Annotated in this window: 18 protein-coding genes and 1 pseudogene; 10 read left to right on the forward strand and 9 right to left on the reverse strand. The window is 57.8% G+C overall.

The window, feature by feature from the left end:
* Positions 1-4 precede the first annotated feature (4 nt).
* A complete protein-coding gene (locus tag ACUVOF_RS02385) occupies positions 5-940 on the reverse strand; it encodes a LysR family transcriptional regulator (RefSeq protein ID WP_447042841.1) in 936 nt (311 codons plus the stop codon).
* Between the two features lie 139 nt (positions 941-1,079).
* On the opposite strand from ACUVOF_RS02385, the gene ACUVOF_RS02390 reads away from it, so the two are divergent.
* From ACUVOF_RS02390 to ACUVOF_RS02405, 4 genes are all read left to right on the forward strand, one after another.
* Positions 1,080-1,472, forward strand: a complete 393-nt coding sequence (locus ACUVOF_RS02390; RefSeq protein ID WP_447042842.1) for a RidA family protein — start codon at positions 1,080-1,082, stop codon at positions 1,470-1,472.
* Between the two features lie 377 nt (positions 1,473-1,849).
* Positions 1,850-2,593: an SDR family oxidoreductase gene (locus tag ACUVOF_RS02395; RefSeq protein WP_447042843.1), complete on the forward strand. Its 744-nt coding sequence runs from the start codon at positions 1,850-1,852 to the stop codon at positions 2,591-2,593.
* A gap of 67 nt (positions 2,594-2,660) precedes the next feature.
* Complete coding sequence (locus ACUVOF_RS02400) at positions 2,661-3,188, forward strand: TetR/AcrR family transcriptional regulator (RefSeq protein WP_447042844.1); 528 nt, start codon at positions 2,661-2,663, stop codon at positions 3,186-3,188.
* Entirely contained in the window at positions 3,185-4,333 is a 1,149-nt protein-coding gene (locus tag ACUVOF_RS02405; RefSeq protein WP_447042845.1) for an MFS transporter, read from the forward strand. The genes ACUVOF_RS02400 and ACUVOF_RS02405 overlap by 4 nt, the downstream gene beginning before the upstream one ends.
* 134 nt (positions 4,334-4,467) lie before the next feature.
* Here ACUVOF_RS02405 and ACUVOF_RS02410 read toward each other — a convergent pair whose 3' ends face one another.
* Positions 4,468-5,361, reverse strand: coding sequence for a LysR family transcriptional regulator (locus ACUVOF_RS02410; protein WP_447042846.1), 894 nt, complete (start codon positions 5,359-5,361; stop codon positions 4,468-4,470).
* Between the two features lie 109 nt (positions 5,362-5,470).
* On the opposite strand from ACUVOF_RS02410, the gene ACUVOF_RS02415 reads away from it, so the two are divergent.
* Positions 5,471-6,307 carry an SDR family oxidoreductase gene (locus ACUVOF_RS02415; RefSeq protein ID WP_447042847.1) on the forward strand — a complete coding sequence of 279 codons (837 nt, stop codon included), beginning with the start codon at positions 5,471-5,473 and terminating at the stop codon, positions 6,305-6,307.
* Positions 6,308-6,382: 75 nt separating this feature from the next.
* On the opposite strand, the gene aroQ is transcribed toward ACUVOF_RS02415, so the two are convergent.
* The 4 genes from aroQ to ACUVOF_RS02435 all read right to left on the reverse strand — a co-directional run bounded on the left by aroQ (position 6,383) and on the right by ACUVOF_RS02435 (position 9,570).
* Positions 6,383-7,006 carry a gamma subclass chorismate mutase AroQ gene (gene aroQ, locus ACUVOF_RS02420; protein WP_447042848.1) on the reverse strand — a complete coding sequence of 208 codons (624 nt, stop codon included), beginning with the start codon at positions 7,004-7,006 and terminating at the stop codon, positions 6,383-6,385.
* A 113-nt stretch (positions 7,007-7,119) separates the two neighbouring features.
* Positions 7,120-8,043, reverse strand: a complete 924-nt coding sequence (locus tag ACUVOF_RS02425; protein WP_447042849.1) for an AraC family transcriptional regulator N-terminal domain-containing protein — start codon at positions 8,041-8,043, stop codon at positions 7,120-7,122.
* 136 nt (positions 8,044-8,179) lie between these two features.
* Positions 8,180-9,103, reverse strand: a complete 924-nt coding sequence (locus ACUVOF_RS02430) for an NADP-dependent oxidoreductase (protein WP_447042850.1) — start codon at positions 9,101-9,103, stop codon at positions 8,180-8,182.
* A complete protein-coding gene (locus ACUVOF_RS02435) occupies positions 9,100-9,570 on the reverse strand; it encodes an ester cyclase (protein ID WP_447042851.1) in 471 nt (156 codons plus the stop codon). Before ACUVOF_RS02435 ends, ACUVOF_RS02430 begins: the two co-directional genes overlap by 4 nt.
* 104 nt (positions 9,571-9,674) lie before the next feature.
* Between ACUVOF_RS02435 and ACUVOF_RS02440 the strand changes: the two are divergent.
* Positions 9,675-9,860, forward strand: a pseudogene (locus ACUVOF_RS02440) (LysR family transcriptional regulator); the annotation flags it as partial.
* 18 nt (positions 9,861-9,878) lie between these two features.
* Entirely contained in the window at positions 9,879-10,580 is a 702-nt protein-coding gene (locus ACUVOF_RS02445; protein WP_447043222.1) for a LysR substrate-binding domain-containing protein, read from the forward strand.
* A 102-nt stretch (positions 10,581-10,682) separates the two neighbouring features.
* Here ACUVOF_RS02445 and ACUVOF_RS02450 read toward each other — a convergent pair whose 3' ends face one another.
* Positions 10,683-11,447 (reverse strand): SDR family NAD(P)-dependent oxidoreductase, encoded by a 765-nt coding sequence (locus tag ACUVOF_RS02450; protein ID WP_447042852.1) that lies wholly within the window; start codon positions 11,445-11,447, stop codon positions 10,683-10,685.
* Between the two features lie 195 nt (positions 11,448-11,642).
* Here ACUVOF_RS02450 and ACUVOF_RS02455 point away from each other — a divergent pair, with 195 nt between their 5' ends.
* From ACUVOF_RS02455 to ACUVOF_RS02465, 3 genes are all read left to right on the forward strand, one after another.
* Positions 11,643-12,581, forward strand: coding sequence for a helix-turn-helix domain-containing protein (locus ACUVOF_RS02455; RefSeq protein WP_447042853.1), 939 nt, complete (start codon positions 11,643-11,645; stop codon positions 12,579-12,581).
* 254 nt (positions 12,582-12,835) lie between these two features.
* Positions 12,836-13,588, forward strand: coding sequence for a DeoR/GlpR family DNA-binding transcription regulator (locus tag ACUVOF_RS02460; protein ID WP_447042854.1), 753 nt, complete (start codon positions 12,836-12,838; stop codon positions 13,586-13,588).
* The gene (locus ACUVOF_RS02465; protein ID WP_447042855.1) at positions 13,581-14,717 is read left to right on the forward strand and encodes an MFS transporter; all 1,137 of its coding nucleotides are present in this window, start codon (positions 13,581-13,583) and stop codon (positions 14,715-14,717) included. Before ACUVOF_RS02460 ends, ACUVOF_RS02465 begins: the two co-directional genes overlap by 8 nt.
* Positions 14,718-14,823: 106 nt before the next feature.
* On the opposite strand, the gene ACUVOF_RS02470 is transcribed toward ACUVOF_RS02465, so the two are convergent.
* Positions 14,824-17,877 (reverse strand): efflux RND transporter permease subunit, encoded by a 3,054-nt coding sequence (locus tag ACUVOF_RS02470; protein ID WP_447042856.1) that lies wholly within the window; start codon positions 17,875-17,877, stop codon positions 14,824-14,826.
* Positions 17,874-19,028 carry an efflux RND transporter periplasmic adaptor subunit gene (locus tag ACUVOF_RS02475; RefSeq protein WP_447042857.1) on the reverse strand — a complete coding sequence of 385 codons (1,155 nt, stop codon included), beginning with the start codon at positions 19,026-19,028 and terminating at the stop codon, positions 17,874-17,876. The genes ACUVOF_RS02470 and ACUVOF_RS02475 overlap by 4 nt, the downstream gene beginning before the upstream one ends.
* Between the last annotated feature and the right edge of the window lie 185 nt (positions 19,029-19,213).

Below are 19,213 nucleotides of genomic sequence, written 5' to 3' on the forward strand. Positions count from 1 at the left end.
ATCATTAGTTAGGCTTGTTCTCCCCTCGATCAACTATGAGCGCATGCTGAGCCATCAACTCGACGACCCAATCGATAAACACACGCAGCTTGGCGCTGACGTGCCGATTCGGTGGAAAAGCGATGTACATCGGCATCGGTTCCAGGTGCCAATCATCAAACAGGCGAACCAGCTCCCCCCGAGATATGTGCTCACTGGCCATATAGTCTGGAAGCCAGACTACGCCGAGCCCCGCCAGGCCAGCCGCAAGGCCGGCATTCCCGTCGTCGACCGAGATGACATAGCGCCCTTGCACGGAAACACGCTCTCCATCGCGGCACATGGCATAGAGAAAAGCCGAACCCGCACGTGCCCATCTCAACCCGACAATGTAGTGAGGCGGGAGTGACAGCGCTTGTGGATGCGAAGGCCAGCCAGCCCTTTCCAGATAGCTTGGCGCGGCGTAAACACCGAGCGTCAGATCACCCACGCGACGTGCCACTAAAGATAAATCCGTGAGCTCCCCGCCGCGCACTACGCAGTCCACGCTCTCACCGATCAGATCCACCATGCGATCGCTCACACCCAAATCAAGCTGAATATCGGGATAGCGGGCGTGGAAGGCAGGCAAGGCGGGAATCAAGATCATGCGCGCGAAAGGGCTGGGCACGTCCACTCTCAGTCGGCCGCGTGGCTGCACAGAGGCATTGGAAAGGCTGGTGTCGGCATCATCCATATCGGCCAGAAGCTTAATGACACGCTCATAATAGGCGGCACCGTCAGCCGTGACATTAACCTTACGTGTGGTGCGGTTGAGCAGCTTTACACGCAGGCGCGCCTCTAATTGTTGCACCAGTTGCGTCACGCTGGTCTTGCTCATGTGAAGTGTTTCAGCGGCCTTGGTAAAGCTGCCCGTCTCCACGACCCGAGCAAATGCCTGCATGGCGTTAAAGCGATCCATGGCTATACCATCCCTCGTGATTGTTTGAAATATACAAACAATGTTGAACAGAATTCGCCGTTTATCCACCAAAGATGGGGGCTTAAAGTGACTTCACCGTAAACAACGGGTCGGTTTCGACCTACTGATGGAGATTCACATGGCTAAGCGTGACGTTATTTTTCCCTCGGGCCGCCAGGCTCTTTATGAGCAGAACACCTATTCCGCCGCCGTACGCTCGGGCGACTTTCTGTTTGTATCGGGCCAAGTCGGCAGTCGTGAAGACGGCTCGCCCGAGCCAGATTTTGCCGCTCAGGTGCAGCTTGCTTTCGACAACCTACAGAGAGTACTGGAAGCAGCGGGCGCAAGCTTCGACGATATCGTCGATGTGACGAGCTTCCATACCGACCCGGAAGCCCAATTCCCCATCTGGTTGGAAGCCAAGGCGCGAGCGTTTCCAGAAAAACCCTACCCAAACTGGACAGCGGTCGGCGTGACATGGCTGGCGGGTTTCGACTTTGAAATCAAGGTCATTGCAAGACTACCCGAGTAATCAAGTGCCATACGGTGCAAGCGCCTATTCGCTGCGACGTCGCTGCATGGTTACTGCCTGCCTCGATAGTTTTTTGATAGCGCAGCCTGTTTTAGCTGCGCTTGGCATACGTCGAGACGGTCTGTTTGAGTGAATTCATCTGATTTTCTCCCGCCTTTCAACTCAACGTTAGCAAGATGCTGAAGGTATTTACCCGCCCCCACAGGATCAGGCAAGTTTTACGCAAGGGTTGGCAAGCCCTGCCGCCGTGGAATTGTTAAAAAGTAAAGGTCAGCGCAGCCATTCAGGAGCCACGCCAACGAAGCGGTTCGAGCAGCGCGACTATCGATGTCCATATTGATGGCATTGAATCCTAATGATAGGCGGAGTGTAAAACAGTGAAAACATCAGGAAACACCATTCTCATCACCGGCGGTGGCTCCGGCATTGGCCGTGAGCTTGCTCTACGCTTCAACGCACTGGGCAATACCGTCATCGTCGCTGGACGGCGCATGGAAACGCTGGAGGAAACCATTACTGGCCAGCGCGACATGCACGCGATGGTCATCGATGTCGAGGATTCAGAGGACATCGCTGCCTTTGCGAAGCGCGTCGTCGCTGAGCACCCCAACCTCAACGTGCTGATCAATAATGCGGGCATCATGCGCCGCGAGGACTTGACCAGTACGCATGACCTCATTGATGCCGAACAAACGGTCGTCACCAATCTGCTAGGGCCTATCCGGCTGACCAACGCACTGACCGACCACTTGGTAAGCCAGCCAGACGCGACGATCGTGAACGTATCCTCGGGGTTGGCGTTTGTGCCGTTAAGCGGCACGCCCACCTACAACGCCACCAAAGCGGCCATTCATTCCTATACAATCTCGCTCCGCGAACAGCTCAAGCGCAAGGTCGAGCTCATCGAGCTGGCGCCTCCCGCCGTGCAGACGGAACTGACACCCGGCCAGTCGACCCGCGAAGGCTATATGCCGCTCGATGACTTTATCGACGAAGTCATGACGCTGTTCCACGAAAAACCCACGCCCAAGGAAATTCTGGTAGAAAACGTCAACTTCCTGCGCTGGGCGGAGCGCGACGGACACTTCGATGAAGCGGTGGAAATGCTCAACAAGATGTGAGCTCTTCTTATTTCATCACAAGTAGGTGGCAATTGACGATGTAAAATGATCGTTTTACACTATTCGCATGGATACCAAAACAAAGCTGATTTCAGCAGCAGAACAGCTTTTCGACCGGCACGGCTTTACCGCCACAGGGATGGACAAGCTAACCAAGGCGGCGGGCATGTCGAGCCGAACGCTCTACAAGCATGCGGGTAGTAAAACGGCGCTGATAACGGAGGTGCTCAAAGAGCGCCATCGACGCTTCCAGCCGCACATCGAAGTGGACAGCGTTGATGCGCTCTTCGACGCGCTGGAAGAATGGATAAGGAGCGAGAGCGCAAGAGGATGCCTTTTTCTGCGCGCTTACGGCGAAACTGGCGGTGACACGCCGGCAATCAACGATGCCGTGCTGGCTCACAAGGCAAGGCTTTATGACAAAATCCAGGACATTGTCGCGATAGAGACCGATGACCAGGAGATGCCAGAACTCACCGAGCAGATCCTTATCCTGTACGAAGGCGCCACCGCGGCCGCGATTTACCGTGGCCCGGAGGCAGTAGTCTCGGCACACAAAGCCGCATTAGCACTGCTCAAGCAGGCACAATCATGAGCCCCAGCGTGTACCTCGGTGCGGCGGGGTTTGGCTTAATCGCAGTGTGCTATGGTTTTGCGCGCTTCGCCTTCGGGCTCTTTCTGCCCCAGATCGACACTGACCTTGCTCTATCGCCCACCTTGAGTGGTTTCATATCGGGCGGTTCATTCCTGGGCTACTGTATCGCCATCATCCTATCGGCCTACCTGACCGAACGCATCGGCGCCCGCGCCGTCGCCATTGGAGCAGCACTGGTCGCGGCAGTCGGCATGGCAGGCATCGCCATAGCGCCCTCCCCACTATTGCTCGCCAGCGCGGTCATGCTGGCTGGCTCAAGCACCGGGCTGGCCTCTCCGCCCATGGCAGCAGCGGTGGCCGCCGCCGTCCGCCCTAAACGGCAAAGTGCCACCAACACGATCATTAATGCCGGAACGAGTGCCGGTGTGGTGCTTTCAGGGCCGGTCGCGTTACTGATGGGAGGTCAATGGCGGCTGGCTTTCGCTTGTTTTGCCGCGGCCGCTTTTGTGATGGCGGTAGTCGCCGCGATCAGCGTACCCAGCGGCACCAAGGCGACCCAGTCCTCGGGCGGCTTGCCGCCCTTTAACAGCGTTATTATGCGCTTGATCGCGGCTGCTTTTCTGATGGGCGCGTCCAGCACCGCTATTTGGTCTTTCGGCGGCAAACTCGTCGCGCTGCAGCTTGGCTGGGGCAATACCGGCGCGGGGCTGCTTTGGATCGCCATCGGCGCCGCCGGTATTGTGGGCGCAGGCGCAGGCACGTTAGTAGCGCGCTTCGGGATCGACCGGGTGCATTGGCTCTTTCTGGGGGCATTGGCGGCAGGCATTCTTTTGGTTGGTACCAGTGCCTCCACTCCCCTACTGGCAATCGTCGGTGGCATGCTGTTCGGCGCGGCTTACATCATGGTGACAGGTGTCTATCTGGTATGGGGCGTCACGGCATTGCCCGACCGGCCCGCCACAGGCCTGATGATCGGCTTCCTAACCATCGCGATCGGCCAGACGGCTGGCGCCCCACTCTTTGGCTTTTTGATGGATCGGCTGTCCCCCGACTACGCTGTGCTGGTCTTCGCATGTCTTGCCTTTACCGCGGGGCTGGCCAGGGCCGGCAGCGCCATACCCAAGCCGGCCCCAAAAGCCACCTAGTCAGCACAAGAGGTAAGTCACCTAATAGCGGAGTTATTGGCCATACAGCGGCAATGGTGCGTGGCAACTGCAGCGAGACTGAAGCGGTCCAGACGCCCGCTGCGCTTATTCAAGGTGGGTTGCACTAATAGAGACTAAGCTCGCAACTCTCGCAGCAGATCGATAAAAGCCCGCAGGCTGGGCGGTACATGACGGTTATTGGGGTAGTAAAGACACAGCCCAGGGATGCGGGGACACCACTCATCGAGCACGGTGACCAGCCTCCCATCCCTTAAATAGGCGTGGGCATAGGACTCTGGCACGTAGGCGATGCCTAAACCATCGGCTGCGGCTTCCACCATTAGTTGGCTACTGTCCAAGGTCAGCGCACCTGGCACATCAACCGCGATGTCCTGGCCGTGCTGCTGAAACTCCCAGCGGTAGAGTTTACCGCTCGGCAGCCTTTGCCTTATGCACTGGTGAGAAGCCAGGTCGTCCGGGGTCTTTGGTGCCGCTCGGCCGTGCAGGTAGTCAGGGGAGGCAACGGCAAGAAAACGCAGTTCCTGCCCTACAGGGATGGCGACCATATCCTGAGGAACCGCCTCTCTAAGCCTTACGCCCGCATCAAATCCCTGCTCGACAATATCAACCAGCCGCCCTTCTGCCACGAGATCAAGCTCAACGCCATCATGAAGGGCAAGAAAACGCGGCACCACGGTTTGCAACAACAGACGCACGGCCCCTTCGCTACCATTGATACGCAACCGCCCCGTGATCTTTCCTTCAGCGCTGGAAGCATCCTCCAGGATCGTCTCCAGGTCGCTCATTAACGGGCTCAAACGCAAGAGCAGCCGCTCGCCGCTCTCGGTCAGAGAGACGCTACGTGTGGTTCGGTGCAGCAGCCTAGTTCCCAACCTTTGTTCCAGCGTGCGCACGGTATGGCTGAGTGAAGAGCGGCTAACCCCCATTAAGTCAGCTGCTCGGCGAAAGCTGCGATGTTCCGCCACGGCCTGAAACGCCTTCAGGTCGGTTAACGTTGGCTTACTCATTGGTGAATTACTTTCACCTCCTCGTGCCAATTGATGAGTATTCTCTTACCAGTGTTACTGCCCTAGCCTTTGTCTTGCAACACTTGATGAATGACTTAGGAGATACCTCATGGCTACAACCTGGCTTATCACAGGCACATCCACCGGCCTTGGCCGACTACTCACTGAACGGCTGCTTGAACGCGGCGACCGCGTTATAGCAACGATACGCCGCAAGGGTTCGCTGGACGACTTGCTCGCCTTGCATGGTGATCGCTTGCAGATACTGACCTTCGACGTGACGGATACACAGACGATGAGAGATACCGTTTCGCAAGCGTTCACGACGTTCGATCGAATCGATGTGGTCGTCAGCAATGCGGGGTATGGACTCTTTGGCGCTGCCGAAGAAGCCAGCGATGAACAGATTGAGCGGCAAATCGCGACTAACCTCACAGGCTCCATCCAGTTCATTCGCGCCGTACTGCCGCATCTACGCGAGCAAGGAGGTGGCCGCATCGTTCAGGTATCGTCAGAGGGCGGTCAGATAGCCTATCCAAGCTTCAGCCTTTACCACGCCACGAAGTGGGGCATCGAGGGGTTCGTCGAATCCGTGGCGAAGGAAGTCGCACCTTTCGGTATTGATTTCATTATCGCCGAGCCGGGGCCCACTGCTACCCACTTTGCTGAAGGGCTGGATCGTACACCCACGACGCCGGTCTATGAAGATACCCCAGCAGGCGAGCTGCGTAGAGCACTGGCGTCAGGCGCCCTGGCTATTAAAGGCGATGCAGGCAATACCGTTGATGCCATCATTAAAACAACGGACATGCCGAACCCGCCATTACGCCTTACGTTGGGCAGCACTGCCTATGACTCTATTAGCCATGCGCTTAAAGAGCGGCTTGAGTCGCTCGAAGCGTACAAGGAGGTGGCGCTATCTGCGGACAGGGATGAAGCAAGTTGATAAGCGTAGCACCATAGGATTCAGCCAAGCCGAATCCAACGTAGATACACGCCCCTTTCTTGCCTAACGCTGAGTTTATTGCACGTCCACATTTGCAGTGTCGGTGGCTTCGTAAAGTGGGCGTAATGCCTCTTCCCGGGCTACACCGCCTACACCGTCATTCACCAAGGTTTCGGCATTATTTTCAAGATATTGTCTAACGCCTTCGCTTTCAGCAACACGCTGAAAGTCGCGAAGTGAAGCCATCAGTTGTGGTGTCAATTGGTCAAGTTGGGGGCGAATATCGTCGGCAAGGTCTGGCGGAGATTCAAAGGGAGGCTGCTCTGTTTGCCTCCATTGTTCATGTAGACGGTGCTGGATAACCTTGCTTGCTTCAAACTGATGTTTGAAAAACGTCTGAGCAAAGGCCTCATTGATACCCGCCCGCGTGGCTTCAGCCACAACCCTCTCTAGAATTTGCGCTTCTCGTGCTGGCGCATCAATAGGAGCACCAGAGTTCCATTTAGCCTTCGCGACATCGGGTGCGATAGCCAGCCGCTCATCAATCAGCCGAAGCAACTGATCCACCGTCTGCCTCGCGTCATTGGAAGGTTCAGCGGCGCTGGCCTGATATCCAACACCGAATACCAGCGCCACCAGTAGAATGGCGCACAACATGACACGCAGGCAAGCAAGAGAGATCGTTCTTGGAGTGTCCATCATGACCGTCCATAGCTAGTTAAAGTGAATACAATTTTTCTGTTTGCGACGCGCCAAAGTTTAGCAAAAGGCATACTGGCCAACACGCTCACGGATTAAATGGGACGCAAAGGTCACGCTGTGGTAACCGTTAACGGCGGTACTCTATGTTCGATAGATCTCCGAGCTCGCAGAGCATCTTGTTTCGGCGGCTTCTGAAACAACCGCCCATATTCGCGGGTAAACTGGGGCACGCTCTCGTAGCCCACTTCAAAAGCAGCGCTGCTCGCAGAGAACCCTTCATTGAGCATCAAGCGGCGCGCTTCAATCAGGCGAAGTCGCTTCTGGTACTGCCCCGGCGTGAGCGACGTCATGTGCTTAAAGTGCTTATGAAACGAGGTGCTACTCATTCCCGCTTCTGCCGCAAGTCGCTCAACGGGCACACGCGACTGGTACTCAGCTCTGAGTACCGTAATGGCGGCGGCAAGACGGCTCGCATGGCTATCCGGGTCTGCCAGCACCCGCAATGCATCACTGTGAGGCCCAGACAGAAGCCAGTAGTGCAGTTCCCGCATGATTCCCGGGCTCAAGAGCGGCGCCGCTTCCGGGCGATCCAACAGGTGCATCAGCCGTGATGCGCAATCGAGCAGTGCGGCTTCGGTGTCGACGGCGAATAGCGTAGGCATCTCTGAAGAGCGCTGCGGGCGGGGGGTATCGATATGGGCCGTGAGCTCGCGCAAGAGCGCCACCTCCAGTTCGACGGCGATCGCCAGATAGGGCTCGCTCTGGCTTGCTTGCACGACCCGTCCGATGACCGGCATGTCAGCACTAACGAGGGCGGACTGCCCAGTAGAAAAAACCCGTTCCTCATTCCCCACTATCAAGCGCTTCGCACCCTGCAAAACCAGGCATATCAGCGGCCTGTAAACCGAATGCAGGTCGCCAGATGGCGCCTTGAGGCACATCATTCGTAAACCCGGCACCGGGGTTAGCGCCATACCACGGTTGTCGGCGTAGCGGCTGGTATAAGCCTGGACAGCCTGTTTGAGCGAGTTCATAGGATTTCCTCGCGGATTTTGGTTTCACCCACTTCAAAATTGCTAATGTAGCCCCGATCAGGTTGAGCGGACGGCAGCGTTGCATGCAGCTGGCTGGAGCATTATAGTCAATGCGGATCAGGCACTGCGGTCAAACTCAATCGAATGTGATGATGATTTTGCCCCGTGCATGCCCTGAGGCCAGGTGTTGAAATGCGGCAATGAATTCTGTAAACGGCACTGTCCGGTCCACCAGGACCCGCAGACCGTGTTGGTCGATAGTATTCGATACTCTCGCCAAGCGCTGACCGTCGGAAGCATGGAATACGAAACCTGCAGTGACGTTATAGGCGGCTGCCAAAGTGTCATCAGCCGGCATGACGGTAGACAATAAATGACCACCTGTCCGCAGCACGTCGAAAGAGCGTTGCTGAGTTTCGCCACCCATCGTATCGAGTACGACGTCAATGTCGGATACCTTCCGGACGAAATCCTCGCGACGATAATCGATCCCCCTATCGGCACCGAGTAGACGGACGATATCTAAACCGCTACCCGAGGCCGTTGCGATGACCTTTGCCCCGGCACGATGGGCGAACTGAATGGCAAAGCTTCCGACGCCACCCGTGCCGGCATGGATCAATACCTTCTGGTCCTCAGTAAGCTCGAAGGACTCGAACAAGGCCTGCCAAGCAGTACTGGCGGCTGTCGGAATGCCGGCCGCTTCCTTGAGCGATAAGGTACTAGGCGCCTTCGCAAGGTACTCCACCGGTACCAAGGCGTATTCTGCAAAAGCCCCCCCGGCGGTCGGATCGGTCCTGGCGACGATTTGATCACCTAAAGCCCAGCCGTCGACATCCGGCCCCAATTGCTCGATGACACCGGCGAGATCGGTGCCTAGCGTGTAGGGAAAGGTCAGAGGAAAGAACTGTTCCATGTAGCCGCGTTGCAGCTTGACGTCGAGCGGATTGAGACTGGCGGCTCGGACTCGGACCACTACCTGACCGCTAGCTGGCACTGGTTTGGCGACGTCATCGAGGTTCGACTCGGCCTCATAACCGGCGATACGGATGGCTTTCATCGTGTACTCTCCTGCTGAGTCGCGGGCCAGGCACCGATCTGATTGAGCCATCCAAACCAGTCTTCAAGGTGCCAGGTGTGGGTCAATTTGCCATTAGAGATATGGTGGAATTCGTGAATCGCGAGCTGGCAGGGCTTGCCGGTCGGTGCAATGCCGAACCACTCACCTTCATGTGTGCCTGAGATCATGGCTCGCACGGCGGCACGGCCCGGCGTGCTTATGATCTCGTGGATTGTAACTTTTGCATCAGGAAACGCAGCTCCGAATTCGGCAATGAGTGGTTTCATTCCTTCTCGGCCTGCTGTCTGTCCAGGAGCAAGCGGTATATCCTGCCAATCGGCCGCGACAGCTTCGTCGAGCAGTTCCGGCATGCCTTCGAAGGCACGATAGAATGTTTCGATGGCCTTGAGCTCTTCAGCGGGTAGACCCGCTACTTTGGCCTTACGCTGAGTGGTGGAATCAATCATGAGGGGTTCTCGCTGTGAAGGTTCTCGTGGTGAGGGTTTTCATAGCGTAGGGCTGCGATGAACATACTTGAAATCGATTTTTGATATGCATTAACATCCATCTCATGAATCTACACGGGATAGACCTCAATCTGCTTGTCGCTTTCGATGCCCTAATGGTGGAACGAAGCGTCACGCGTGCAGGGATACGGATCGGACGCACCCAACCAGCAATGAGCGCTGCACTCTCAAGGCTTCGTGCTCTGCTCCGGGATGAGTTATTCGTACGCGGACCCAACGGTCTACAGCCGACCCCACGGGCTCTCGACTTGGCCGAACCGCTTAGCCATGCGCTGGCGGAAATCCAGCGCACGCTGGATTTCACTCAAGAGTTCGATCCTTCTTCATCCACCGCCGCTCTATCTATCGGTCTGTCCGATCACCCGGCGTTCAGGTTTTTGCCGCGGCTGGTTGCGAAGCTTCGCGAGACAGCACCGGGCATAACGCTAGCTGTACGGAATTTCACTGGCCGGGATGATGCCATCTCGATGCTCGATACTGGGGAAGTGGAAATGACCATCGGCGTCCCGCCCACATCCACTGGCCGCATTCTTAGCGTTCCCCTGTTTGAAGAGCGCTTCGTCTGCATCCTGCGTAGAGATCACCCGGCCATTTGTCAGGGCCTGGACCTCGCAACATTCCTGTCCCTGACGCATCTTCTCGTCTCTCCCGAGAACGATCGTTTCGGCGTCGTGGATACAGCCCTGGCAAAACAGGGGCTGAAGCGGCAACTCGCTTTGACCCTGCCGCAGCTCTACGCCGCTCCTGCTCTTGTCGCCTCGTCGGATATGATCGCGACGATTCTGGAAGGGGTAGTGGAAGCTTCCGGCCAAGCAGAAAATCTCTACTTGGGGAACCCGCCTATCGAACTCGACCCGGTTCCTTTCACGCTTTCCTGGCATCGCCGCAACGATACTCATCCTGCGCAGCGCTGGTTCCGTGACCGGGTCATCGAGGTATTTAGTGTCTGAACTTGCTCAAGCGATACCACCATTCGCTCGTAACCATGAGCATTCAGCGTCAGCGTGTTGCTGGAAAGGTTGATAATACGGCCTGCATCGCAAAGCCTCCGCTCAGCCTGCAGTGACGGTCATGCCGCCATCGGCCATGACGACAGCGCCGACCATGAAGCTCGCACGCTCCGACGCCAGGAAGGCGGCCACTTCGGCGACCTCTTCCGGTTGCGCCGCGCGACCAATGGGCGCGCCCTCACCGTGTTGGGCCAGAAAGCCAGGGCCATCTTCCATGACATCGTTAAGGATATTGGTGACCACATCGCCTACCCCAATGGCGTTTACGCGAATACCGTGTTCGATGACTTCAAGCGCCAGCGTGCGGGTCAGTTGAGCTAGCGCACCCTTCGATGCGGTATAGGCCGCAATGGTCGGGAAGGCAAAGTAAGAAGCATATGAGGCGATATTGACGATCGCGCCAGACTTGTTGGGCATCATCGCCTTCACGGCTTCGCGGCAATGCAGAAACGCCGACGTCGAGTTCACGGCCTGCACGCGTTCCCAGTCCTCCCGTGTCATGTCCAGCACCAGCTTGTTGATGATGATGCCTGCGCAGTTCACCAGGATGTCGAACCGGCCGAACTGCTCTACCGCCAGGGCAACGGCACGCTCAGCAGCGCCGTCTTGGGTGATGTCGGCCACTAGCGGCACCAACCCTGGCCGGGCCAGTTCTTTAACAGAGGGGTTGATATCCTCTGCGACGACCTTGGCGCCGCGTGCATTCAGCAGCAGAGCAATGGCATTGCCGATGCCGCTGGCAGCGCCCGTTACCAGCGCGACCTTGCCTTCAACTTCATGTGGCACAACGTTTATGTTGTCCGTCATGGTTCTTCTCCAGTGTCGGGGCCAAGCGAGGTATTCGCCGGCCAGCTCCCATAGGGGGGCTTTCGTTGATGACGGAGTGACTATCGCGCAGGCAGGCGGAAGCGGCTTTAGGAGGCTTGCGCCGGCTATCGCAGTTTTGCGCTAAGCTGTCGATTGTCGCCCTCACCCGAGAGCATCGCTGATGGATAGAACTTCGTGACTAAGCCCGAGCCTATCGTTGCGCCTGGGGACACTCTGCGAATCCCAGCAGAGGCCATGTTGGAGTGCATGCCGAGCGAGCAGGTGGCACTGCCGCAGCGAGCTGAGCTACAGGATGTGGTACTGCAACTATTCACGCATCACAGCATCACGGAACCGGTGCTGGTTCCAGCCGTGGCCGAACCGCTCATGGTGATGGTGCTGTCCGGTTCAGCCATCGTCGAGGAACGCTCTTTGGGCGGCGAGTGGGAAATGGCGCAGGTGCAGACGGGAGACTTCTACCTGACCACCACTGCGTTGCCGTATGAAATGCGCTGGCAGGCCAGAGAAGGCGACACTTTCGAAGTGATGCACCTATATCTCGCCCATTCGCTGGTCGACCACGCATCTCGCCATCTGCTAGGCAGCCAGGCTGACCCGATCAGCTTTCTCGACATCTCCGGCGGACGAGACGATCTGGTGCGGATGCTGCTTGAGAAGATACGGCTGGAACTAGCCGAACGGCGCGAGCCTAGTTCACTTTTCGTCCGCAGTCTTGCCCAGGCACTGGCTGTTCATCTTGTCCGGACTTACCGCGACCCAAAGGTCATGGGCAGGCGTAACAACGCGCTGCAAGCCTACAAACTGCGTCGCGTCATCGACTTTATGAATCAACACTTGGCCGAAGCCTTCTCCCTGGCGGACTTGGCTGAATCGGCGCAGTTGAGCGAATACCATTTCAGTCGGCTGTTTAAGCAGGCAACGGGGCTATCGCCATCACAATACTTCATCCGTCTGCGCATGGACCGAGCGCGTCAACTGTTATCGCACACCGACCACAGCATCATTGATATCGGGATGGAGGTGGGTTATTCGAACCCCAGCCACTTCTCGCAGGTATTCCGCCACAAAGTCGGTATCCCCCCAAGCGCCTATCGCAACCCAGTGCACAGCTAACCGCCCGGAAGAGCACATAACCAAACAAGCCAAAAGCTTCTTCAGCGTAGCAAGCAACAAGGATGTGACAGGCTACCTGACCATCCCCCTCCTTCTGCCGTACTTGACCGAAAAATAAACTGTTGTTGACTCCGGAAAGCTGAATGCACTCCTCGTGCAAATAATGCTATTCAAGCCTCTAGCGCCTCATGCATAAAAATGCTAAAAAACGCACAACATTGCATAAAAATGCAAAACAACGCACAGGAGGCTTTATGCTTAACGTTCCAGAGACCCGGCAGCAGCAGCTATTGGCCAAGCTTGCCAGTGGCGAACAGCTGATCGCGCAAGACCTTGCGGTGGAGTTCGATGTATCACTGGACACCATTCGTCGAGATATCATTGCTCTTGAACAACAGGGCAAAGCGCAACGGGTTCGAGGCGGAGCGGTTGCTACTGCGCCAGCTTCACCTCCCTTGCAGTATCGGGTTCCGGCCCAATCACAGGCCATTGATGCCATAGCCGCCCGGGCTTCGCGTTTCATTAGCCACGCCGACACCCTCTTGCTTGATGGAGGAGCCACAGTACTCGCGCTCGCCGAGAGGCTACAACCGAAACCGGGGCTGCTGGTCATGACACCTTCCCCCTGGGTCGCGGTGGCATGTCAGAAAAATGGCGTCGACGTTTTCATGCTAGGAGGACAGTTAGGCGTGCGCGGTGGTGTCAATGTTGGTGACACTGCACTGCTTGCCACTGCCAACCTCTATGCGGACATCGCCGTTCTCGGCGTCTGCGGTCTTGATGCCGAATTTGGGCTCAGTGCTGACGACCTGCAGGAGGCGTACCTCAAACACGCCATGTCCCGGGCGGCGAAGTGCACCCTGGTGCTGGCCTCACGTGAGAAGATGGGGCGACGCGCGCGACATAGAGCGGTCGCTACCGAAGATATTGATTGTCTGATCACTGATGCTGAGGCGGTAGAAGTGGAGGAATTTGGTAGCTCGGCCATGGAGGTTGTGCATGCCTAGTCCTCGAAGAGTCTGGCTCGCTGTCGCCGCTATGTTCTTTCTCAACGGCGGCCTGTTCGGCACCTGGGCTTCGCGCATTCCCACTGTGGCGGCACACCACGACCTGGATGGCGGCTGGCTCGGCCTACTGCTGCTCGTGCTTGCTTCCGGCGCTCTGATCTCGTTTCCGCTGGCTGGCAGAGCGTCGGATACTTTCGGCGCCGCTCGCGCAACACTCGCCATTGCGGTCGCCTATACCCTTGCGTTAGTGATGATCGCTTGCGCTTTCAATCTGTGGTTGACTGCTGCTGCGCTGTTTCTCTTTGGTGCCGGCCATGGTGCCATGGATGTCACCATGAACAGTTGGGCCGGCGAGGCGGAGCGCTTCATCGGAAAGCCGGTCATGTCATCGTTTCATGCCATGTGGAGCCTAGGAGCAGGCGTCGGTGCTGCTGCTGGCTATATGGCAGTGAGTCTGGAGCTGTCGCTACTTACGCACTTTTCGCTCATCGGCATCACGATGTACGTGAGCATGATCTTGCTGGGAAGCATCGACTGGCAGTCTGAAACGAGGCCGCGCGCGGCGGGTGCGAAGCGCTTCCCGCTCCCCCATGGGGTTCTACTTTGGGTCGGAATCATCGCCCTTTGTGCCTCTCTCGGCGAAGGCGCCATTGCCGATTGGAGTGCTCTGTTTCTGGTCACCGTCACATCGGCGACCACAGCCCAGGGAGCGATAGGATACGCCGTATTCTCGATGGCGATGGTCATCATGCGCTTGATCGGCGGCAGCGTGATTTCCCGGCTAGGCCCGGCGACCGCTGCACGCTTCGCAGGGTGTTCGGCTACCCTTGGCGTACTGCTTGCCGTGCTCCCCGCCAATTTCATGGCAGCGCTGCTTGGCTTCTTCTTCCTCGGTATCGGCTACGCACTCATCATGCCACTGGCCTTTTCGCGCGCAGCCAACGACCCCGACACCCCACCCGGCGTTGCTATCGCCAGTGTGGCGACCTTGGGCTATGGCGGCATGTTGCTCGGGCCGCCGTTGATCGGCTTTACCGCCCACTTTGTCACGCTGCACTATGCCTTCGGGATACTTGGCCTCCTGGCACTGCTTATCGTGTTCATTGCCTCATCACTCGAACACTATTAGTAAATGCTGTCAGCAGACGCTGGCTTGCAGTTGAGTGCACAAACGGCCAACAACCTTCAATCCTCATTCAATGAATCAATGCAAGCTAACAGAGTAACAACCGTACTTAGGCGCCCATTGTGTATGTGCCCCGTTTCGCACCACGGCGCAGCCAATTCACAAGGTCATCTGCACAGCTATAGACAACAGGAATCACCAGCAGGCTCAGCAGCGTCGACGTGATCAACCCGCCAATGACAACAAAGGCCATGGGGGCCCGGAAGCTGGGATCGCCAGCCCATCCTAGGGCGATCGGCATCATGCCTGCCCCCATGGCAATGGTGGTCATTACGATGGGCCTGACACGTTTTGTGCAGGCATCAAGAATGGCGTCTACGCGTTCCAACCCCTGCACCCGACGGGCGATGATGATGTAGTCCACCAGCAGGATCGAGTTCTTGGTGGCAATCCCCATTAGCATAATCAATCCGATCATGGCAGGCAGCGACACGGGCGTCTGCGTGAGGAACAACGCAAGGAAAGCCCCAGGGATGGAGAGAACCAGTGCCACCAGAATAGTGACCGGCTGCATGAAATCCTTGAGCAGCAGCACCAACACCATGTAGATACACAGCACGCCGGTCAGCATGGCAATCCCGAAGCTTGAGGCAAGCTCCGCCATTTCCTCTGCATCGCCTTCTGCTGTCTGAAACACGCCGCGCGGCAACTGACGTAAACTGGGCAGTGCCTGCACCGCCTGTTCGATTTCTCCCAAAGGCCGCCCTTGCAGGCTCACCTCGAAATTGACGTTGCGCAGACGATCATGCCGGGTGATTTCCGAAGGACCGCTGCTCCACTCAACGTTAGCCACGCTCTCCAGCGGCACTGGCCCGTTCGCACCAGGCACGGGTAGCCGTTTAAGGGTCGCTATATCCTCCCGAGCGGCATCCGCCAGCCGCACCATCACCGGCACCTGACGCGAGCTGAAGTTCAACTTAGGAAGGTCCTCGGCGTTATCGCCCACTGTCGCGATGCGCAGCGTATCGGCGATGGCCAGAGCCGAGACCCCAAGGTCGGCGGCGCGGGCAACATCAGGGCGTACAATGAGTTCAGGCCTGACCAGGCTGGCCGTCGAACTCACCGCGCCGATGCCGGGAATGGCGCGCATCTCCCGGTCGACTTGGCGAGCATGTAGTTCAAGCACCCGGCTATCCTCACCGGCGAGCACCAACTCATAGCCATCCCCCTCGTCGCCTACGCGAGTTCTCACGCCGGGAAGCGTGGCGAGTGCAATGCGTAACTGCTGCTCTATGTCTTGCTGCGTAACACCCGCGCGGGTTGCGCGATCCGCCAAACCAACAGTCAGCTCAACCGAGGTCACACCGCTGTCACTGCTGCCGGAGTTCTCACCGACGGCCGCAAAGACGCTCGTGACATACCGTTGCGTCGCCAGTCGTGAGCGTGCCTGCTCGGCAAGCGCCTCCGCTTCAGATAAAGTGCTGCCGGGCGGCAAGGTGAGCGTCGCCTGCGTCTGGGAATTATCATCGGGGGGTATGAAGGTGCCCGGCAGGGTCGAGGCCAGCCAGATACCTCCCGCAAAGCAGGCCGCCGCCGCGAGGAGCGTTGTCTTACGGTGGCGCAGGCACCAACGGGCGACGGCCAGATAGTAGCTAATCCACGCTGGGTCACGATGCTGCTGATGGGGTTTGCGCAACAGATACGCCGCCAGCATGGGCGTGAGTAGGCGCGCCACCAACAACGAGAACAGCACCGCCACAGAGGCCGTCCAACCGAACTGAACGAAGAATTGTCCGACGGTGCCGCTCATAAATGCCGTGGGCAGAAAAACGGCAATCAACGTAAAGGTGGTGGCGACCACGGCCAAGCCGATTTCTGCCGCAGCATCCATGGCGGCCCGGCGCGGGGGCTTGCCCATTAACAGATGCCGTTCGATATTCTCAATCTCGACAATGGCATCATCCACCAACACCCCGATCACCAGCGAGAGCGCCAACAACGTCACCACATTGAGCGAGAAGCCCATCAGGTGCATGAAAGCGAAGGTGGGAATGATCGACAGCGGCAGCGTAACCGCCGCAATCAGTGTCGCCCGCCAATTACGCAGGAAGCAGAACACCACCAGCACCGCCAGCGCCATGCCCTCGAATAACATATGCATGGAGCCCTGGTAGTTCTCCAGCACCGGCCCGACGAAATTAAAGGCTTCTTCGACCTCTATATGAGGATATTGCGCCTGCAATTCTGCGAGCGCAGACTGCACGCCCTCGGCCACATCCACCTCGCCGTATCCCTCGGCACGGGTCATCTCGAAGCCGACGACGGGCACGCCATCCAAGAGTGCAATTGAGCGCCGCTCGGCCACGGTATCGGTAACCGTCGCCACCTCATCAAGGCGAATACGGCGGCCATCGCTGAGTGCCAGCTCCATCCTCGCCAGCTCGGCTGCGGATTCAGCGTTGGCGATGATGCGCACGGCCTGTTCGGCTCCGCCGACATCCACGCGGCCACCGGGGGCCTCCAACTGCGCCTGACGCAACTGGCGGGAGATATCCAACGCTGTCGTGTTCATCGCCAGCAGGCGATCCGGATCCAATGCCACGCGGACTTCGCGATCGACCCCGCCGATGCGCCGAACCGAACCAACACCGGGCACCGCCAAGACGGCCTTTGTCATTTTGTCATCGACGAACCAGGAGAGTGCCTCATCGTCTAGATCGGAGGAGGTCACCGTGTAACGTACAATCGGCTCACTGGAAAACTCACCCTTCCGAATCACTGGATCACGCAGGTCGGCGGGTAGATCCGAGCGGATGCGAGCAACCGCGTCGCGCACGTCCTCAATAGCCTCTTGCACGGGCTTTTCCAGCCTGAATTCGATAGCAATCTCGGCATTGCCATCCGTCAGCGTTGTAGTGATGTTTTTGACGCCGGAGACGGTAGCGATGGAGTCCTCAATCTTGCGGGCAACCTCGTTCTCCATTAAGGCGGGGGCCGCCCCCGGCAACGAGGCGGAGACCTCCACGAGGGGCAGTTGCACATCCGGCAAGTCCTGAATAAATAAGCCTCGGAAGGAGATGAGCCCCCAGAAGGTCAATAGGATGAAGAGCAGAACAACCGGAATAGGATTGCGAATCGCCCAGGATGAGGTATTAAGCGTCATACCCCCTCCTCGACGTCGGTATCGTCCGTGTGGGGTGAATGCCCCGGCTCTCCATCAATCACCTGCACCTGATCACCATTGCCGAGAAAAGCACCGCCAGAGGCGACCACTCGGGCATCGGGTTCAAGCCCGGCGAGAATTTCGATGCGATCCTCCGTGTGCTGGCCCAGTGCAACTTTCTGCTCCGTTATTTGGCCATCATCGCTGACGCGATGGACGTAGCCGAAGCCATCGCGAAGCTGCACCGCGGCGCGGGGTAGCGTCATCACTTGGCGGCTGCCCAGTTCAAATTCGCCCCGCGCAAACATTCCCGCCCGAGCGACGTCGCTTACGGGAAGATCGACGTAGACCAGGCCATTGCGGGTAGCGGGATCCACGCGCGGCGCGATCGTGCGCAAACGCCCGTCGAGTTCGTAGCCGCCTGACAGAGAGACCCTGGCAGCCTGGCCGGGTTGCAGCTTATTCAGCTCAGAGGCGGCGACCTCGGCCCGCCACTCCAGCCGACCGTGGCGCGTCAGTCGGAACAGTTCCTGATCAGCACCGGTGATAGCGCCAACAGTGGCCGTGCGGGAGGTAATCAAACCGTCGTCCGGGGCGACCACCTGCGTCTGAGCCAAGCGTAGCGCTTGGGCTTCATTCTGCGCTTGCGCAACGCCTAGCCGCGCCCTGGCGGTGAGTTCGGCGGTTTCGTATTGCTGAATCTGCTGCTCTGAAAGCGATCCCGTGGTTTGCAAACTTCGGGCACGCTGGGCGTTGGCATTCGCTTCCGCAAGCGTTGCCTCGGCTTCCGCCACGGCAGCGCGGCTCCTCGCCAGCTCTGCGCGCACCGTCGTGTCGTTATAAACGGCCAGCACCTGCCCTTCCGTGACCTCATCACCCACGTCTACCTTGACGTCTACCAACCGCAGGCCACCGATTTCGGTACCGATAATGATCTCCTGCCACGCAGCGATATCCCCATTGGCCGCAATCGTCGTCGGAAGCGTCTGAGGTTCTAATGTCGTCACGTTGACGGAAAGTGAGGGCTGCGCCGTCAGTTCGGCGACGGCATCGCTTTCCGACGACACCGCCTGCATACATGCCAGCGCGGCAGCGCTAGCGATCACGACAATCATAATGCCGAGATACATCTTTCTGGTCGGAGATGGCATAATTCAGGCCTGTTTCAAATTGTTCAGTTCGTTGATGAAAAACGACATCAAGCATTTCTGTTGAACAACTATCGGCCTGCCTTCCTTTCTCATTTCTTACTGAGGTAACGTTTTAAATAAATCCGGCACCAGTAAGAAACGCGTAAGATAGCGCTCCTGATGATGGCACTTTCGTACCGCTCTCA

The organism is Vreelandella sp. H-I2 (genome assembly GCF_052959335.1).

Coding starts and splice junctions, on each gene's coding strand:
- ACUVOF_RS02385 (WP_447042841.1), bottom strand. CDS start 940: ATGGATCGCTTTAACGCCATGCAGGCATTTGCTCGGGTCGTGGAGACG.
- ACUVOF_RS02390 (WP_447042842.1), top strand. CDS start 1,080: ATGGCTAAGCGTGACGTTATTTTTCCCTCGGGCCGCCAGGCTCTTTAT.
- ACUVOF_RS02400 (WP_447042844.1), top strand. CDS start 2,661: ATGGATACCAAAACAAAGCTGATTTCAGCAGCAGAACAGCTTTTCGAC.
- ACUVOF_RS02405 (WP_447042845.1), top strand. CDS start 3,185: ATGAGCCCCAGCGTGTACCTCGGTGCGGCGGGGTTTGGCTTAATCGCA.
- ACUVOF_RS02410 (WP_447042846.1), bottom strand. CDS start 5,361: ATGAGTAAGCCAACGTTAACCGACCTGAAGGCGTTTCAGGCCGTGGCG.
- ACUVOF_RS02415 (WP_447042847.1), top strand. CDS start 5,471: ATGGCTACAACCTGGCTTATCACAGGCACATCCACCGGCCTTGGCCGA.
- aroQ (WP_447042848.1), bottom strand. CDS start 7,006: ATGGACACTCCAAGAACGATCTCTCTTGCTTGCCTGCGTGTCATGTTG.
- ACUVOF_RS02425 (WP_447042849.1), bottom strand. CDS start 8,043: ATGAACTCGCTCAAACAGGCTGTCCAGGCTTATACCAGCCGCTACGCC.
- ACUVOF_RS02430 (WP_447042850.1), bottom strand. CDS start 9,103: ATGAAAGCCATCCGTATCGCCGGTTATGAGGCCGAGTCGAACCTCGAT.
- ACUVOF_RS02435 (WP_447042851.1), bottom strand. CDS start 9,570: ATGATTGATTCCACCACTCAGCGTAAGGCCAAAGTAGCGGGTCTACCC.
- ACUVOF_RS02450 (WP_447042852.1), bottom strand. CDS start 11,447: ATGACGGACAACATAAACGTTGTGCCACATGAAGTTGAAGGCAAGGTC.
- ACUVOF_RS02460 (WP_447042854.1), top strand. CDS start 12,836: ATGCTTAACGTTCCAGAGACCCGGCAGCAGCAGCTATTGGCCAAGCTT.
- ACUVOF_RS02465 (WP_447042855.1), top strand. CDS start 13,581: ATGCCTAGTCCTCGAAGAGTCTGGCTCGCTGTCGCCGCTATGTTCTTT.
- ACUVOF_RS02470 (WP_447042856.1), bottom strand. CDS start 17,877: ATGACGCTTAATACCTCATCCTGGGCGATTCGCAATCCTATTCCGGTT.
- ACUVOF_RS02475 (WP_447042857.1), bottom strand. CDS start 19,028: ATGCCATCTCCGACCAGAAAGATGTATCTCGGCATTATGATTGTCGTG.